Annotated in this window: 19 protein-coding genes; 14 read left to right on the top strand and 5 right to left on the bottom strand. The window is 68.8% G+C overall.

The genetic code is table 11. From position 1 onward, the window contains the following. The first annotated feature begins 57 nt into the window (after nucleotides 1-57). A complete protein-coding gene (locus tag A9X03_RS18680) occupies nucleotides 58-777 on the top strand; it encodes a PaaX family transcriptional regulator C-terminal domain-containing protein (protein WP_067753444.1) in 720 nt (239 codons plus the stop codon). After that, the gene (locus A9X03_RS18675; protein WP_067753447.1) at nucleotides 774-1541 is read left to right on the top strand and encodes a crotonase/enoyl-CoA hydratase family protein; all 768 of its coding nucleotides are present in this window, start codon (nucleotides 774-776) and stop codon (nucleotides 1539-1541) included. The genes A9X03_RS18680 and A9X03_RS18675 overlap by 4 nt, the downstream gene beginning before the upstream one ends. A gap of 8 nt (nucleotides 1542-1549) precedes the next feature. Here the strand turns inward: A9X03_RS18675 and A9X03_RS30640 are convergent, their stop codons facing one another. The 3 genes from A9X03_RS30640 to A9X03_RS18660 all read right to left on the bottom strand — a co-directional run bounded on the left by A9X03_RS30640 (nucleotide 1550) and on the right by A9X03_RS18660 (nucleotide 3251). Further along, nucleotides 1550-2260 (bottom strand): DUF732 domain-containing protein, encoded by a 711-nt coding sequence (locus A9X03_RS30640; RefSeq protein WP_067753541.1) that lies wholly within the window; start codon nucleotides 2258-2260, stop codon nucleotides 1550-1552. A gap of 88 nt (nucleotides 2261-2348) precedes the next feature. Next, nucleotides 2349-2804 (bottom strand): DUF3060 domain-containing protein, encoded by a 456-nt coding sequence (locus tag A9X03_RS18665; RefSeq protein WP_369807416.1) that lies wholly within the window; start codon nucleotides 2802-2804, stop codon nucleotides 2349-2351. A gap of 78 nt (nucleotides 2805-2882) precedes the next feature. Beyond that, nucleotides 2883-3251 carry a DUF3060 domain-containing protein gene (locus A9X03_RS18660; RefSeq protein ID WP_067753450.1) on the bottom strand — a complete coding sequence of 123 codons (369 nt, stop codon included), beginning with the start codon at nucleotides 3249-3251 and terminating at the stop codon, nucleotides 2883-2885. Nucleotides 3252-3388: 137 nt separating this feature from the next. On the opposite strand from A9X03_RS18660, the gene A9X03_RS18655 reads away from it, so the two are divergent. From A9X03_RS18655 to A9X03_RS18615, 9 genes are all read left to right on the top strand, one after another. Then, nucleotides 3389-4033, top strand: a complete 645-nt coding sequence (locus A9X03_RS18655) for a TetR/AcrR family transcriptional regulator (protein ID WP_067753453.1) — start codon at nucleotides 3389-3391, stop codon at nucleotides 4031-4033. A 269-nt stretch (nucleotides 4034-4302) separates the two neighbouring features. Beyond that, a complete protein-coding gene (rpsL, locus tag A9X03_RS18650; protein ID WP_007167812.1) occupies nucleotides 4303-4677 on the top strand; it encodes a 30S ribosomal protein S12 in 375 nt (124 codons plus the stop codon). Further along, nucleotides 4677-5147: a 30S ribosomal protein S7 gene (gene rpsG / locus A9X03_RS18645; RefSeq protein ID WP_066999224.1), complete on the top strand. Its 471-nt coding sequence runs from the start codon at nucleotides 4677-4679 to the stop codon at nucleotides 5145-5147. The genes rpsL and rpsG overlap by 1 nt, the downstream gene beginning before the upstream one ends. 69 nt (nucleotides 5148-5216) lie before the next feature. Next, nucleotides 5217-7322 carry an elongation factor G gene (gene fusA, locus A9X03_RS18640; protein WP_073880591.1) on the top strand — a complete coding sequence of 702 codons (2106 nt, stop codon included), beginning with the start codon at nucleotides 5217-5219 and terminating at the stop codon, nucleotides 7320-7322. A gap of 109 nt (nucleotides 7323-7431) precedes the next feature. Then, on the top strand, nucleotides 7432-8622 hold the full coding sequence (gene tuf, locus A9X03_RS18635) for an elongation factor Tu (RefSeq protein ID WP_007167815.1): 1191 nt from the start codon (nucleotides 7432-7434) through the stop codon (nucleotides 8620-8622). A 131-nt stretch (nucleotides 8623-8753) separates the two neighbouring features. Beyond that, on the top strand, nucleotides 8754-9509 hold the full coding sequence (locus A9X03_RS18630; protein WP_067753456.1) for a PE family protein: 756 nt from the start codon (nucleotides 8754-8756) through the stop codon (nucleotides 9507-9509). A gap of 89 nt (nucleotides 9510-9598) precedes the next feature. Then, on the top strand, nucleotides 9599-10435 hold the full coding sequence (locus A9X03_RS18625) for an SHOCT domain-containing protein (RefSeq protein ID WP_067753459.1): 837 nt from the start codon (nucleotides 9599-9601) through the stop codon (nucleotides 10433-10435). A gap of 49 nt (nucleotides 10436-10484) precedes the next feature. Further along, entirely contained in the window at nucleotides 10485-11303 is an 819-nt protein-coding gene (locus A9X03_RS18620) for a mycofactocin-coupled SDR family oxidoreductase (protein WP_082974531.1), read from the top strand. Between the two features lie 25 nt (nucleotides 11304-11328). After that, nucleotides 11329-12507, top strand: a complete 1179-nt coding sequence (locus tag A9X03_RS18615; RefSeq protein WP_068262379.1) for an NAD(P)/FAD-dependent oxidoreductase — start codon at nucleotides 11329-11331, stop codon at nucleotides 12505-12507. A gap of 3 nt (nucleotides 12508-12510) precedes the next feature. Here the strand turns inward: A9X03_RS18615 and A9X03_RS18610 are convergent, their stop codons facing one another. Both A9X03_RS18610 and mftR read right to left on the bottom strand, forming a co-directional pair. Next, nucleotides 12511-13557 (bottom strand): DUF2332 domain-containing protein, encoded by a 1047-nt coding sequence (locus tag A9X03_RS18610; protein WP_068262376.1) that lies wholly within the window; start codon nucleotides 13555-13557, stop codon nucleotides 12511-12513. Continuing rightward, entirely contained in the window at nucleotides 13554-14150 is a 597-nt protein-coding gene (gene mftR, locus A9X03_RS18605) for a mycofactocin system transcriptional regulator (RefSeq protein ID WP_068262371.1), read from the bottom strand. Before mftR ends, A9X03_RS18610 begins: the two co-directional genes overlap by 4 nt. Nucleotides 14151-14248: 98 nt before the next feature. On the opposite strand from mftR, the gene mftA reads away from it, so the two are divergent. The 3 genes from mftA to mftC form a co-directional block, all read left to right on the top strand. Beyond that, the gene (gene mftA / locus A9X03_RS18600; protein WP_046186817.1) at nucleotides 14249-14338 is read left to right on the top strand and encodes a mycofactocin precursor MftA; all 90 of its coding nucleotides are present in this window, start codon (nucleotides 14249-14251) and stop codon (nucleotides 14336-14338) included. 4 nt (nucleotides 14339-14342) lie between these two features. Next, entirely contained in the window at nucleotides 14343-14615 is a 273-nt protein-coding gene (mftB, locus tag A9X03_RS18595; protein ID WP_067753474.1) for a mycofactocin biosynthesis chaperone MftB, read from the top strand. Continuing rightward, nucleotides 14612-15429: mycofactocin radical SAM maturase (mftC, locus tag A9X03_RS18590; protein ID WP_068262362.1), on the top strand; the 818-nt coding region annotated here is incomplete at its 3' end. The genes mftB and mftC, both read left to right, overlap by 4 nt.

Below are 15429 nucleotides of genomic sequence, written 5' to 3'. Positions count from 1 at the left end.
CGGCATCGCGACGAGCCCTTCGGTGACTACGGCCGCCGCGCGTCACAGGTCTAGCCCATGGCCACCATGACGGCCCGGTCGGTGGTGCTCAGCGTGCTGCTGGGCGCCCACCCGGCGCACGCCCGGGCCAGCGAATTGGTCAGGCTTACTGCGGATTTCGGCATCAAAGAGACCACCCTGCGGGTGGCGCTGACCCGCATGGTGGGTGCCGGTGACCTGATCCGCTCCGCCGACGGCTATCGGCTCTCGGATCGGCTGCTGGCCCGGCAGCGCCGCCAGGACGACGCCATCGACCCGCGGGTCCGCCCGTGGGGCGGGGAGTGGGTCACGCTGATCGTGACCAGCGTGGGCGGCGACGCGCGTACCCGGGCCTCGCTGCGAAACGCCATGCACGGCAAGCGCTTCGGTGAACTGCGCGAGGGTGTGTGGATGCGCCCCGACAACCTGGAGTCCGACCTCGATCCCGAGATCGACGCCCGGGTGCGGGTCCTGCGGGCGCGCGTCGACGACGCCGCCGAACTCGCCACCCAGCTGTGGGACCTGCCCGCGTGGGCCCGGGCCGGTAACCGGCTGCTCGACGAGATGGCCGCCGCGCCGGACATTCCCGCCCGGTTCGTGGTGGCCGCGGCGACGGTGCGACACCTGCTCACCGACCCGGTCCTGCCCGACGAACTGCTGCCCGCCGACTGGCCCGGTGCGCGGCTGCGGGCGGCCTACCACGACTTCGCCACTGAGCTGCTGCAGCGGCGGGAACCACTATTCGCGGAGGCAAAATGAGCGACCCAGTGCGCATCGAACGCAACGGCCCGGTGACGACGGTGATCCTGAACCGGCCGGCCGCCCGCAATGCGGTCAACGGCCCCACGGCCGCCGCGCTGTACGCGGCGTTCGACGAATTCGACCGCGACGACAGCGCATCGGTCGCCGTGTTGTGGGGCGACGGCGGAACGTTCTGCGCCGGCGCCGATCTGAAGGCCTTCGGCACGCCCGACGCCAACGCCGTGCACCGGACGGGCCCGGGCCCGATGGGGCCGACGCGAATGGTGTTGTCCAAGCCGGTGATCGCCGCCGTCAGCGGCTTCGCGGTCGCCGGGGGTCTGGAGTTGGCCGTCTGGTGCGACCTGCGGGTGGCCGAGGAGGACGCCGTGTTCGGGGTGTACTGCCGCCGCTGGGGCGTGCCGCTGATCGACGGCGGCACGGTGCGGCTGCCGCGGCTGATCGGACACAGCCGCGCGATGGACATGATCCTCACCGGCCGCGGCGTCAAGGCCGACGAAGCCCTCGCGATGGGGCTGGCCAACCGCGTCGTGCCCAACGGCCAGGCGCGGCAGGCGGCGGAGGAATTGGCGGCGCAACTGGCCGCGCTGCCGCAGCAGTGCCTGCGGTCCGATCGACTCTCGGCGTTACATCAATGGGGGACAACGGAATCCGAGGCGATCGACTTCGAATTCGCCAGCATCTCCCGCGTCGCCGCCGAGGCGAACGAGGGGGCTGGGCGGTTCGCCGCCGGCGCGGGCCGGCACGGCGCTCCCGCGGGCTAGCCGACGCTTTACGGTGCGAGCCGCACCCTGCCGGGCGGCGTGGGAGGGGTGTCACCGCCGGCGCCGGGAGGGCCACCCGGTGCGGGAGCCACCGTCGGTCCCTGCTGCGGTCCCGGTTGTGGCTCTTGCGCCGGTGCGGGCGCTTGCGGCCGCGGCGACGGGGCCGCGACGGGCGGGGGCGGCGCCAGGATCTGGGCCGTCGGGGCGGGCGGCGGCGGAAGTTGCGGCGGGTCCGGCTGCGCGGTTTCCCCCGCGGGCAACGGTCCGTACGACGCCAGCCGAACCCCGGCCGGTTGGGCGGTTGGTTCGCTCGAACCGGGTCCGCGATTGGCCACGCCCTGCAGCGAAGCGATCTTCGGCTGGTTGTTCGGGCAATAGGCCTCGACCGAAGCGGAGATGAATCGGGCGATGGTGCGCGCCACGCGATCGGCGGGGTACTGGCCGCCGCCCGGATTGGCTTTGAAGGCCCGCTCCCTCAGGTCGTCGACTACGCCGTCGACCGGCATCCCGCCATCGAGTTGGCGGCAGATCCGGTGTGCCGTGCCGATGAGGCTGGGAATGTTGTCCAGCGCGGGGATTCCCTTTTGGTCGAGCAGTGATACGAACTGGTCGTCGGTCGGGTCGGCCGCCGCCACCTCGTGGGGAAGCATCACGACGCCGGTCAGCACCACGATCGCCGTGACCAGTGCGCCGGCGCGGATGGTGGTGCGGGTGAGCATGGCTGGATTCCGTTCTGCCGGGATCATCATATGCCCCAATCAAAACGCTCGCCTCACGGCGAATGCCCCTGTCAGGGAACGACTACCGTCAGCCGCCCTTGGTGATCGTGTTGCCCGAGCCGAGGTTGTCCACCTTGGGCTCACCGTCCTTGTAGGTGATGGTGTTGTTGAATCCGATCACGCTGATCCGCGTGTCGACCTTGTCCAGGGTGATCTTGTTGCTCGCGCCGCCGACGGTCACCGTCGCGCAGGAGCCGGTGATGGTGAGGGTGTTGTCCGAGCCGCCCACGTTCAGCGACTTGCCGCTGGCGCAGTCAAGCGTCGCGGTGGTCCCCATCGACCCGTAGGTGAGCGTGTTGCCGATCTCGACCGACGCGGTGGTGCTGGCCCCGCCCGACTTGGTGGTGGTGGCCGCCCCGGCGCTTGTCGTCGTCGTCGGGCTGCTCTTGGTCGTCGTGCTGGAACCGCCGGGCGGGTTGGCCGTCGAGCTGCAGCCGGCCACCAACACGGCCGCGAGCGCCGGGGCCACGGTGAGCGCGATCAGCCCCGAGGGGCGGTCAAAGATGCGGGCGGACAATGTTCCTCGATTCCCCTGAAGTTGGATGGTGACGTCGTGTCGGGCCTAGCCGGGCACTTGCTGGAGCCGGTTGGTCATGCCCAGTTCGCGGCCGCGGTCCCACAGGACCGGCGCGCCGTTGTGGAAGAACACGGTCTGGTCGTAGCCGTAGACGGTGATGTCGTGCGAGACGGAATCGGCGACGACGGTGTTGGACGAGCCCATCACCGTCACCGCGTAGCAGTTGCCCAGCGCCGTGACGTTGTTGAAGGAGCCGTTGACGAACAGCGTGGCGTCGTTGCAGTCCAGCGTCTGCTGGATGCCCTGGCCGACGACGTGGGTGTCGCCGTTCTTGGCGTGCGCCGCGGGGGCGGGGGTGGCGGCGACGGTGATGACACAGGTAGCCAGCGACCCGGCGACGGTTGTCCAGTGCACTGCGGGCCCCCTTGGTGACGGGTGATCAGCTGGACTGAGATTACGTCCATCCGGCCGTGGCTGAAATAGTTTCGCGACGGGCGTCAACTAGAGTCATTAGTTAAGCACCCCGAACATCCCGAGCGAAGGGCCCCGCCATGGCAGCTCAGCCCGAAACGCCGACGGCGGCCGGGCGCCCGCGCGGGGGGAGGGCCGGCTCCCGCCCGGCCAAGCTGAGCCGCGAGGGCATCATCGACGGCGCGCTGACCTTCCTGGACCGGGAGGGCTGGGACGCCCTCACCATCAACGCGCTGGCGACGCAGCTGGGCACCAAGGGGCCGTCGCTGTACAACCACGTGGACAGCCTGGAGGACCTGCGCCGGGCGGTGCGGATCCGCGTCATCGACGACATCATCACGATGCTGAACCGGGTCGGCGAGGGCCGCGCCCGCGACGACGCGGTGCTCGTCATGGCGGGCGCCTACCGCAGCTATGCGCATCACCACCCCGGCCGCTACTCGGCATTCACCCGGATGCCGCTGGGCGGCGACGACCCGGAGTACACGGCGGCCACCCGGGGCGCGGCCGCGCCGGTGATCGCGGTGCTGTCCTCCTACGGGCTCGACGGCGACGAGGCCTTCCACGCGGCGCTGGAGTTCTGGTCCGCGCTGCACGGCTTCGTGCTGCTGGAGATGACCGGTGTCATGGACGACATCGACACCGACGCGCTGTTTTCGGACATGGTGCTGCGCCTGGCGGCGGGTCTGGAGCGGCGCGTCACCCACGACGGCGTCAGGGGCTAGCTTCGACGGTGTCCGGGGTTTGACCGCCGCTTTGACCTGCAAGACCGGCGGCGGGTATTGTGGAGGCTCGTGCCTGGCGGCTTACGGCGCCTAACCGTAAGGAAGTGGATGCCGGGCGAATTCGCATGTCCACGATGCATCGGATCGTCCTCCGGTGCGCAACGCGTGCGACACACCCGGCCGCGGGGTAGTGCGACCGGGCATAACTGCAGTACGAAGACTTGAGAACCGCCGACAGACGCCCAACACGAACACAGAAAGCCTCCTAGATGCCAACCATTCAGCAGCTGGTCCGCAAGGGTCGCCGCGACAAGATCGCCAAGGTCAAGACCGCGGCCCTGAAGGGCAGCCCGCAGCGCCGTGGCGTATGCACTCGCGTGTACACCACCACCCCGAAGAAGCCGAACTCGGCGCTTCGGAAGGTCGCGCGCGTGAAGCTGACGAGCCAGGTCGAGGTCACCGCCTACATCCCGGGCGAGGGCCACAACCTGCAGGAACACTCGATGGTGCTGGTGCGTGGTGGCCGAGTCAAGGACCTGCCCGGCGTGCGCTACAAGATCATCCGCGGTTCGCTCGACACCCAGGGCGTCAAGAACCGCAAGCAGGCCCGCAGCCGTTACGGCGCCAAGAAGGAGAAGAGCTAATGCCGCGCAAGGGGCCCGCGCCCAAGCGTCCGCTGGTCAACGACCCGGTCTACGGTTCGCAGCTCGTCACGCAGCTCGTCAACAAAGTCCTGCTGGACGGGAAGAAATCGCTGGCCGAACGCATTGTTTATGGTGCGCTCGAACAAGCTCGTGAGAAGACCGGCACCGACCCGGTGATCACTCTCAAGCGCGCCATGGACAACGTCAAGCCTTCCCTCGAGGTGCGGAGTCGCCGCGTAGGTGGTGCGACGTATCAGGTTCCGGTCGAGGTGCGACCGGACCGCTCGGTGACGCTGGCCCTGCGTTGGTTGGTCAGCTTCTCCAAGCAGCGTCGCGAGAAGACCATGGTCGAGCGGCTGGCGAACGAGATCCTGGACGCCAGCAACGGCCTGGGTGCCGCCGTCAAGCGACGCGAGGACACCCACAAGATGGCCGAGGCCAACCGCGCCTTCGCGCACTATCGCTGGTGATCTAGCCGGCGACGGGGCCGGCGCAAACAAGACAGCGAACCAAGCAATCGAAAGAGTGGGAAGACTTCTGTGGCACAGAAGGACGTGCTGACCGACCTGACCAAGGTCCGCAACATCGGCATCATGGCGCACATCGACGCCGGCAAGACGACGACGACCGAGCGCATCCTCTACTACACCGGTATCAGCTACAAGATCGGTGAGGTGCACGACGGCGCCGCCACCATGGACTGGATGGAGCAGGAGCAGGAGCGGGGGATCACCATCACCTCCGCGGCTACCACCTGCTTCTGGAACGACAACCAGATCAACATCATCGACACCCCGGGCCACGTCGACTTCACCGTCGAGGTGGAGCGCAGCCTGCGCGTGCTCGACGGTGCCGTCGCCGTCTTCGACGGCAAGGAGGGCGTCGAGCCGCAGTCCGAGCAGGTGTGGCGGCAGGCCGACAAGTACGACGTTCCGCGCATCTGCTTCGTCAACAAGATGGACAAGATCGGCGCCGACTTCTACTTCTCCGTGCGCACCATGGAGGAGCGCCTGGGCGCCAACGTCATCCCGATCCAGCTGCCCGTCGGCTCCGAGGGTGACTTCGAGGGCGTCGTCGACCTGGTCGAGATGAAGGCCAAGGTGTGGAGCGCCGAGGCCAAGCTCGGCGAGAAGTACGACGTCGTCGACATCCCGGCCGACCTGCAGGAGAAGGCCGACGAGTACCGCACCAAGCTGCTCGAGGCCGTCGCCGAGACGGACGAGGCGCTACTGGACAAGTACCTGGGTGGTGAGGAGCTCACCGTCGAGGAGATCAAGGGCGCCATCCGCAAGCTGACCATCAGCTCGGAGGCCTACCCCGTCCTGTGCGGCAGCGCGTTCAAGAACAAGGGCGTCCAGCCGATGCTGGACGCGGTCATCGACTACCTGCCCTCGCCGCTGGACGTGCCGCCGGCCGTCGGCCACGCGCCGGGCAAGGAGGACGTCGAGGTCATCCGCAAGCCGTCGACCGACGAGCCGTTCGCCGCGCTGGCGTTCAAGGTGGCCACGCACCCGTTCTTCGGCAAGCTGACCTACGTCCGGGTCTACTCGGGCAAGGTCGACTCCGGCAGCCAGGTCATCAACGCCACCAAGGGCAAGAAGGAGCGGCTGGGCAAGCTGTTCCAGATGCACTCCAACAAGGAGAACCCGGTGGAGACCGCGTCGGCGGGTCACATCTACGCCGTGATCGGCCTGAAGGACACCACCACGGGCGACACCCTGTGCGACCCGAACGACCAGGTCGTCCTCGAGTCGATGACCTTCCCGGACCCGGTCATCGAGGTGGCCATCGAGCCCAAGACCAAGAGCGACCAGGAGAAGCTGAGCCTCTCGATCCAGAAGCTCGCCGAGGAGGACCCGACCTTCAAGGTGCACCTGGACCAGGAGACCGGCCAGACCGTGATCGGCGGAATGGGCGAGCTGCACCTGGACATCCTGGTGGACCGCATGCGTCGCGAGTTCAAGGTCGAGGCCAACGTCGGCAAGCCGCAGGTGGCCTACAAGGAGACCATCAAGCGGGCCGCGAACAACGTCGAGTTCACCCACAAGAAGCAGACGGGTGGCTCGGGCCAGTTCGCGAAGGTGATCATCAACCTCGAGCCGTTCACCGGCGAGGACGGTGCGACCTACGAGTTCGAGAACAAGGTCACCGGTGGCCGCATCCCCCGGGAGTACATCCCGTCGGTGGACGCCGGGGCGCAGGACGCCATGCAATACGGTGTGCTGGCCGGCTACCCGCTGGTGAACCTCAAGGTCACCCTGCTCGACGGCGCCTTCCACGAGGTCGACTCGTCCGAGATGGCGTTCAAGATCGCCGGTTCGCAGGTCCTGAAAAAGGCTGCGCAGCAAGCACAGCCGGTCATCCTGGAGCCGATCATGGCCGTCGAGGTCACCACGCCCGAGGACTACATGGGCGACGTGATCGGCGACCTGAACTCCCGCCGTGGCCAGATCCAGGCCATGGAGGAGCGGAGCGGTGCACGCGTCGTCAGGGCGCACGTGCCGCTGTCGGAGATGTTCGGCTACGTCGGCGACCTGAGGTCCAAGACCCAAGGCCGGGCGAACTACTCCATGGTGTTCGACTCGTACGCCGAAGTACCGGCCAACGTGTCGAAGGAGATCATCGCGAAGGCGACGGGTCAGTAAAAATCCCCTCGGAGTAATCTTGCCGGGTCATTGCAAAGCCTTGGGCGCGGCACAACTGAAAACACCAACACTGCTTTAACGAGCACCAACAGTCCAGGAGGACAACGAAGTGGCGAAGGCGAAGTTCGAGCGGACGAAGCCGCACGTCAACATTGGGACCATCGGTCACGTTGACCACGGCAAGACGACGCTGACCGCGGCTATCACCAAGGTTCTGCACGACAAGTACCCGGACCTGAACGAGTCCCGCGCGTTCGACCAGATCGACAACGCTCCCGAGGAGCGTCAGCGCGGTATCACCATCAACATCTCCCACGTGGAGTACCAGACCGACAAGCGCCACTACGCGCACGTCGACGCCCCGGGTCACGCCGACTACATCAAGAACATGATCACCGGCGCCGCCCAGATGGACGGCGCGATCCTGGTGGTCGCCGCCACCGACGGCCCGATGCCGCAGACCCGTGAGCACGTGCTGCTCGCGCGTCAGGTCGGCGTGCCCTACATCCTGGTCGCGCTGAACAAGGCCGACATGGTCGACGACGAGGAGCTCCTCGAGCTCGTCGAGATGGAGGTCCGCGAGCTGCTGGCCGCCCAGGAGTTCGACGAGGACGCCCCCGTCGTGCGGGTCTCGGCGCTCAAGGCGCTCGAGGGCGACGCCAAGTGGGTCGAGTCCGTCGAGCAGCTGATGGAGGCCGTCGACGAGTCGATCCCGGACCCGGTCCGCGAGACCGACAAGCCGTTCCTGATGCCGGTGGAGGACGTCTTCACCATCACCGGGCGTGGCACGGTGGTCACCGGTCGTGTCGAGCGCGGCGTGATCAACGTGAACGAGGAAGTCGAGATCGTCGGCATCCGCCCCGCCAGCACCAAGACCACGGTCACCGGTGTGGAGATGTTCCGCAAGCTGCTCGATCAGGGCCAGGCCGGTGACAACGTCGGTCTGCTGCTCCGCGGTATCAAGCGCGAGGACGTCGAGCGCGGTCAGGTCGTCACGAAGCCCGGCACCACCACGCCGCACACCGAGTTCGAGGGCCAGGTCTACATCCTGTCCAAGGACGAGGGCGGCCGGCACACGCCGTTCTTCAACAACTACCGTCCGCAGTTCTACTTCCGCACCACCGACGTGACCGGTGTGGTGACGCTGCCGGAGGGCACCGAGATGGTGATGCCCGGTGACAACACCAACATCTCGGTCAAGCTGATCCAGCCCGTCGCCATGGACGAGGGGCTGCGGTTCGCGATCCGCGAGGGTGGCCGCACCGTCGGCGCCGGCCGGGTCGTCAAGATCATCAAGTAGGTCCAGTTCGCCATAAAGCCCGGATTGCCGAAAGCGGCAATCCGGGCTTTATGCGTTTACCGGGCCTGATGCGGGCGGCTCCGCTACGATTCCGTGATAAGGGAGTCGGGGGAAGACGGCCGGGAGGTTAGATGTCCTTCGTATTCACGACGCCTGAGTACGTCGCCGCCGCGGCGTCGGACCTGGCCAGGATCGGCTGGACGATCACGTCCGCCAACACGATGGCGCTGGGTCCGACGTCGAACGTGCTGGCCCCGGGTGCCGACGAGGTGTCGGCCAGCATCGCGACCCTGTTCGGCGCGCACTCCCAGGTGTACCAGGCGCTCAGCGCGCAGGCCGCGGCGTTCCACCAGCAGTTCGTGCAGCTGATGAACGGCGGCGCGGCGCAGTATCTCGCCACCGAGGCGGCCAACACCTCGCCCCTGCAGAGCGCGGCGGCGCCCGCGTCGATGGCCGCGCAGTTGCCGGCGGTGACGGCCGCGGGTGGGTCGGCGCCGGGCGTGCCCGCGGGACCCGTGGCCTCGGCGATCGCCCCCGCTTCGGCGCTCGCGGGAGCGCAGGCGCAGGCCGGCCAGACGGCGGCCGCCGCCACCGCGGGGCCGGCGGCGATGGCCCCGGCCGCCACACCGGCGACGCCGGTGCGGATGGTGACCCCCGCCTACACCCCGGCCACCGCGACGCAGCCGGCGGCGCCGGCCCCGGCGCCGGTGAACCCGCTCGCGACGGCGCCGGCGCAGGTCGAGACGCCGCAGGCCGCCGCGGCGCCCGCGATGCCGGTGTCGACCGGCACGCCGGTCAAGATGGTGTCGGCGCATTCGCCCGTCGGGGCGACGCCCGCGGGGTCTTCGGAGCGCCCGGCGCCGACGGTGATACCCAAGATCGACTGACGCTCGCCGGTTTGCGCGTATGGCGCGCGTGGCGACAGCGCGGAAGCTACCCTGGCACGAAAATCCCCAGCAAGGGTAAGGAGACACTCGTGTTGGCGCGCTATCTCAAGGCACAGTTGATCGTTTTGCTGTGTGGCGGCCTGGTCGGGCCGATCTTCCTGGTCGTCTACTTCACCCTCGGGTTCGGCAGCCTGCTGCAGTGGATGTTCTACGCCGGGCTGCTCATCACCGTGGCCGACGTGCTGATCGCGCTCGCACTGGCGAACTACGGCGCGAAGTCGTCGGCCAAGAACGCGGAGCTCGAGCAGAGCGGCGTGCTGGCGCTGGCCCAGATCACCGGGGTCACCGAGACGGGCACCTGGATCAACAACCAGCAGGTCGTGAAGGTGCACCTGCACATCGCGGGCCCCGGATTCCTGCCGTTCGACAGCGAAGACCGGGTGATCGCCAGCGTCACCCGCCTCGGCAACCTGTCCGCCCGCAAGCTGGTGGTGCTGGTCAACCCGACCACCAACGAGTACCGGATCGACTGGGAGCGAAGCGCTTTGGTCAACGGCCTGGTCCCCGCGCAGTTCACCGTGGCCGAGGACAACAAGACCTACGACCTGAGCGGCCAGGCCGGCCCGCTGATGGAGATCCTGCAGATCCTCAAGGCCAACAACGTTCCGCTGAACCGGATGGTCGACATCCGGTCGAACCCTGCGCTGCGCCAACAGATCCAGGCGGTGGTGCGCCGGGCGGCCGAACAACAGGCGCCGGCCGCCCAGCCGCAGCCGGCCACCGCCGGAGGGCCGGCACCGGTGGTGACGCCCCCGCAACCATCGATCGCTCAGCGGCTCCAGGAGCTCGAGACCCTGCGCGCCAGCGGCGCGCTGACCGACCAGGAATACAACAGCCGGCGGGCCCAGATCATCTCGGAAATCTGACCGCCGGGCGAGTTAGAACAGGTTTCAGTTCCGCTGCTAGCCTTGCCTCGTGGCTGACTCACTGCAAGGCCGGGTGGCATTCATCACCGGCGCCGCGCGCGCCCAGGGCCGCTCGCATGCGGTGCGGCTCGCCCGCGAAGGCGCCGACATCATCGCGCTCGACATCTGCGCGCCCGCGTCAGAGAGCATCACCTACACGCCTGCCACGCCGGAGGACCTCAACGAGACCGTGCGGCTGGTGGAGGCCGAGGGCCGCAAGGTCTTGGCCCGTGCGGCCGACATCCGGGACGATGCCGCACTGCGCAAGCTGGTGGCCGACGGCGTCGAGCAATTCGGCCGGCTCGACATCGTGGTGGCCAACGCCGGGGTCTTGAGCTGGGGCCGGCTCTGGGAGCTCACCGACGAGCAGTGGGACACCGTGATCGGCGTCAACCTGACCGGCACCTGGCGCACCCTGCGCGCGACCGTGCCCGCGATGATCGAGGCGGGCAACGGGGGCTCGATCATCGTGGTCAGCTCGTCCGCGGGGCTGAAAGCCACACCGGGCAACGGGCACTACTCGGCCAGCAAGCACGGGCTCACCGCGCTGACCAACACGCTGGCCATCGAGCTCGGCGAATACGACATCCGGGTCAACTCCATCCATCCGTACTCCATCGACACCCCGATGATCGAGCCCGAGGCGATGATGGAGATATTTGCCCGCCATCCCAGCTTCGTGCACAGCTTCCCCCCGATGCCGTTGCAGCCCAACGGGTTCATGTCGCCCGACGAAGTGGCCGACGTCGTGGCGTGGCTAGCTGGTGACGGGTCGGCCACGGTGACGGGCACGCAGGTCCCCGTCGACAAGGGCGCATTGAAGTACTGATCGGCGATCGTGGTATGAACTCCACGTGACCGCGAGCAAAGGAATAGTGATCGTCGGTGGCGGCCTGGCCGCCGCCCGGACCGCCGAGCAACTTCGCCGGGCGGAGTACGCCGGCCGCGTCACGATCGTCAGCGACGAGGTGCATTTGCCCTACGATCGCCCGCCGCTGTCAAAAGAGGTGCTGCGCAAGGAGGTCGACGACGTCGCCCTCAAGCCCCGGGAGTGGTACGACGACAACGACATCACCCTGCGGCTGGGCGCGGCGGCCACCGCCCTGGACACCGTGGCGCAGACGGTGACGCTGGCCGACGGGTCCGTGATCGGCTACGACGAACTCGTCATCGCGACCGGCCTGGTGCCGCGGCGCATCCCGACGCTGCCGGATCTCGAGGGCATCCGGGTCCTGCGCACGTTCGACGAGAGCATGGCGCTGCGCGAGCACGCGTCCTCCGCGCGGCGCGCCGTCGTCATCGGCGCCGGATTCATCGGCTGTGAGGTCGCGGCCAGCCTGCGCAGCCTCGGCGTGGACGTGGTGTTGGTCGAGCCGCAGCCGACGCCCCTGGCGTCGGTGCTCGGCGAGCGGATCGGCGAGCTGGTCGCGCGCCTGCACCGCGACGAAGGGGTGGACGTCCGTCTCGGCGTCGGGGTGGCCGACGTGCGCGGCGACGGACGAGTGGACACGGTGCTGCTGACGGACGGCACCGAGCTGGCGGCCGACCTGGTGGTCATCGGCATCGGGTCGCACCCAGCGACCGGTTGGCTCGAGGGCAGCGGCGTCGCCGTGGACAACGGTGTGCTCTGCGACGGGGCCGGGCGGACCAGCGCGCCCAACGTGTGGGCGCTCGGCGACGTCGCCTCCTGGCGCGACGCCACGGGACATCAAGCGCGCGTGGAACATTGGAGCAACGTCGCCGACCAGACCCGCGTCGTGGTGCCCGCGATGCTTGGACAGGACTCCTCGTCGTCGGCCGTCGTAGTTCCGTACTTCTGGAGCGACCAGTACGACGTCAAGATCCAGTGCCTGGGCGAACCGGAAGCCACCGACACCGTCCACCTCGTCGAGGACGACGGCCGCAAGTTCCTGGCCTACTACGAGCGAGACGGCGTGCTCGTGGGCGTGGTCGGCGGCGGGATGCCCGGCAAGGTCATGAAGGTGCGCGCGAAGATCGCCGCCGGCGCGCCCATTTCCGACGTGCTGGGCTGAGCCCTAGCGCCACTGCACCGGCGGGCCGTGCGGATGGCATTCGCCGAGGATCTCGAGACCGCCGCCCGGCCAGCGACGCGCCCGCACCAGGAACCGGATCGGCGCGTCGGGCGCGTCGCGCGCCGGTTCCAGCGTGAGGTGGACGAGCGGCGACCGTTCGTCGGCCTGCTCGCCCAGCGCGCTGATCGTGGCGCGGACCGTGTCGCGCTCCTCGTGGCTCAGGTACTGCCACGTGATCGAGTGCCACAGCACCGTCAACGCGCCCGCGGCCAGCGTCAGCCCGGCGACCGCGTCGGCCGCCGATCGGCGCTCCAGCCGCGCGGGCACCCGGCGGGCGACCTCGACGGCGCCGCGCAGCCGCTCGAGCCGCGCGGTCTGATCCGGCCAGACGTAGCTCAACACCGTGAGCTCCCCGTCGGTGGCGGTGACGTCGATGGGTGCGATGTCGAAGCCGTGCCGCTCGACGATCCGCACCCCGCCGTCGGGCGGTAGCGCGCCGCGCCACGCGTCCTCGATGGTCACGGGCGAATCGCCCGGGCCCCACTGGCCGTCGGCGAACCGGTAACGGTAATGGTCGGCGCGCAGGTTCAGCCCCGCACTGGAGCCGATCTCGAAAAGCCTTATCGGCAAACCTGATTCACCGTTGGCGCGCAGCAAGCCGCCGATCAGGGCGGCCGATCGGCCGACCTCGTTGGTCTGCGGCGGTTGCCGCAGGGCGGCGCGTAGCGCGTCGGCGTGTTCGGCCGCGACGCCCTCGATTTCCGGCCAGGCGGCCTCGGCGTCCCAGCTGCCTCCGGTGCTGGGGTACCACCGGCGCAATCCCGGTGCCCGGCCGTCGAGCACCAACCGGTGTAACCCGCCGAGCAGGCGCAGCGGCACCGCGAGGGGCGCGGGGTCCTCCTCGTGCCCGGACAGGATCGTTGCGAAGACGCCCCCCGACTCGACGTCGCAGGCCACCAGCTCGAAGAGTTCGCCGTACATCGGGGACCCGGAGCGGGCGCAGAACCGCCCTTGCGCGCGCAGTGTGTGCAGCAGGTGGTCCGCGGTCACCGATCCAGCCCGTCCAACCCGGCGCCGACGACATCGAACGCGTTGCCCAGCGCGGTCGGCAGCGGGACGGACTCGTCGCCGAGCCAGTGCTCGTAGGCCGCCAGCGCCACCCCGAGCATCGTCCAGGCGGCGGTCTGGGGCAGCAGGTCCGTGGTCTTGAGGTCCGACCGGCGGGCCACGAATCCGGCGATCACCTCGCGCCAGCCCGCGTACATCGTCATCGAGTAGGCCTGCAGCTCGGCGGTTTGCAGGATCACCCGCATGCGCTGGCGGTGCCGCGCCGTCTCGGACTCGTCAAAGGTGTTGAACGCCAACAGCGCATCGCGCAGCGCCTGACCCAGCGGCACGCGCGGGTCGACGTCGTCGAGCAGGTCGCGCAGGCGCGCGAGGTGGGTGTCGAAGTCACCCCAGGGGATGGCGTTCTTGGAGGCGTAGTAGCGGAACAGCGTTCGCCGGGAGATGCCGGCGGCCTGGGCGACGTCGTCGACGCTGACGTCGGCGAAGCCGCGGGAGCTGAACAGCTCGATGGCGACGTCGGTGATGTGGTGCGGCGTTGTCGAGCGGCGACGGCCCACCCGCGGCTGCGGCACCATGACACCCGCCCTTCCATTTCGGCACTCGATGCCATATTCTGACGAAGCTTGTGACTCGATCCCCATCGTTGTCAAGAACCGACGAAAGGCAATGACCCGTGGACCACGAAACCGAGACCGAGACCCAGCTCGTCACCGAGACCCTGGTCGAAGAGGTGTCCATCGACGGCATGTGCGGGGTCTACTGACCCCGTGTTCGACCCCGACCGCGGCTGGCGGTTGCACCCGCAGGTGGCGGTTCGACCCGAACCCTTCGGGGCGCTGCTCTACCACTTCGGCACCCGCAAGCTGTCCTTCCTGAAGAACCGCACCATCCTCACCGTGGTGCGGTCGCTGGCCGACCATGCCGACGTCCATTCCGCCTGCCGCGCGGCGGGGGTGGACGACGCCGGCGAGGCGCCCTATCTGCACGCGCTCGGCGTGTTGGCCGATTCGAAGATGTTGGTACCCCAGGAGGCCCCATGACTGCCACCGTGCCGCGGCTCATCGAGCAGTTCGAGAGCGGCCTGGACGCGCCCATCTGCCTGACGTGGGAGCTCACGTACGCATGCAACCTGGCGTGCGTGCACTGCCTTTCGTCCTCGGGCAAGCGCGATCCGCGAGAGCTCTCCACCCGTCAGTGCATGGACATCATCGACGAGCTGGAACGCATGCAGGTGTTCTACGTCAACATCGGCGGCGGGGAGCCCACCGTCCGGCCGGACTTCTGGGAGCTGGTCGACTACGCGACCGCGCACCACGTCGGGGTGAAGTTCTCCACCAACGGGGTCCGCATCACCGAAGAGGTCGCCGCCCGGCTGGCCGCCAGCGACTACGTCGACGTCCAGATCTCGCTCGACGGCGCCACCGCGGAGGTCAACGACGCTGTCCGCGGTCCGGGGTCCTTCGCCATGGCGGTGCGCGCGCTGGAGAACCTGGCCGCCGCCGGCTTCGCCGACGCGAAGATCTCCGTCGTGGTGACCCGCCACAACGTCGACCAGCTTGACGAATTCGCCGCGCTCGCAAGCCGTTACGGCGCCACCCTGCGGATCACCCGGCTGCGGCCCTCGGGCCGCGGCGCGGACGTCTGGGAGGATCTGCACCCCACGGCCGCCCAGCAGGTTCAGGCCGGCCAGCGCGCCGGAGGAGCCCAGTGGCGCCAGGTGGAAGAAGGAGTCGCCGGTGAGCACCCGCTCGCCCTTGGCCACCAGCCACTCGTAGAGCTGAACCTGCTGGGCGGCCGTGGGGTGCAGATCCTCCCAGACGTCCGCGCCGCGGCCCGAGGGCCGCAGCCGGGTGA

This window comes from Mycobacterium sp. E1715 (assembly GCF_001667625.1).
GTDB lineage: Bacteria > Actinomycetota > Actinomycetes > Mycobacteriales > Mycobacteriaceae > Mycobacterium.
The sequence above is the reverse complement of the archived record's forward strand: the minus strand, read 5'-3'. Positions and strand labels throughout refer to the sequence as shown.

Coding starts and splice junctions, on each gene's coding strand:
- A9X03_RS18680 (WP_067753444.1), top strand. CDS start 58: ATGGCCACCATGACGGCCCGGTCGGTGGTGCTCAGCGTGCTGCTGGGC.
- A9X03_RS18675 (WP_067753447.1), top strand. CDS start 774: ATGAGCGACCCAGTGCGCATCGAACGCAACGGCCCGGTGACGACGGTG.
- A9X03_RS30640 (WP_067753541.1), bottom strand. CDS start 2,260: ATGCTCACCCGCACCACCATCCGCGCCGGCGCACTGGTCACGGCGATC.
- A9X03_RS18655 (WP_067753453.1), top strand. CDS start 3,389: ATGGCAGCTCAGCCCGAAACGCCGACGGCGGCCGGGCGCCCGCGCGGG.
- rpsL (WP_007167812.1), top strand. CDS start 4,303: ATGCCAACCATTCAGCAGCTGGTCCGCAAGGGTCGCCGCGACAAGATC.
- rpsG (WP_066999224.1), top strand. CDS start 4,677: ATGCCGCGCAAGGGGCCCGCGCCCAAGCGTCCGCTGGTCAACGACCCG.
- A9X03_RS18630 (WP_067753456.1), top strand. CDS start 8,754: ATGTCCTTCGTATTCACGACGCCTGAGTACGTCGCCGCCGCGGCGTCG.
- mftR (WP_068262371.1), bottom strand. CDS start 14,150: ATGGTGCCGCAGCCGCGGGTGGGCCGTCGCCGCTCGACAACGCCGCAC.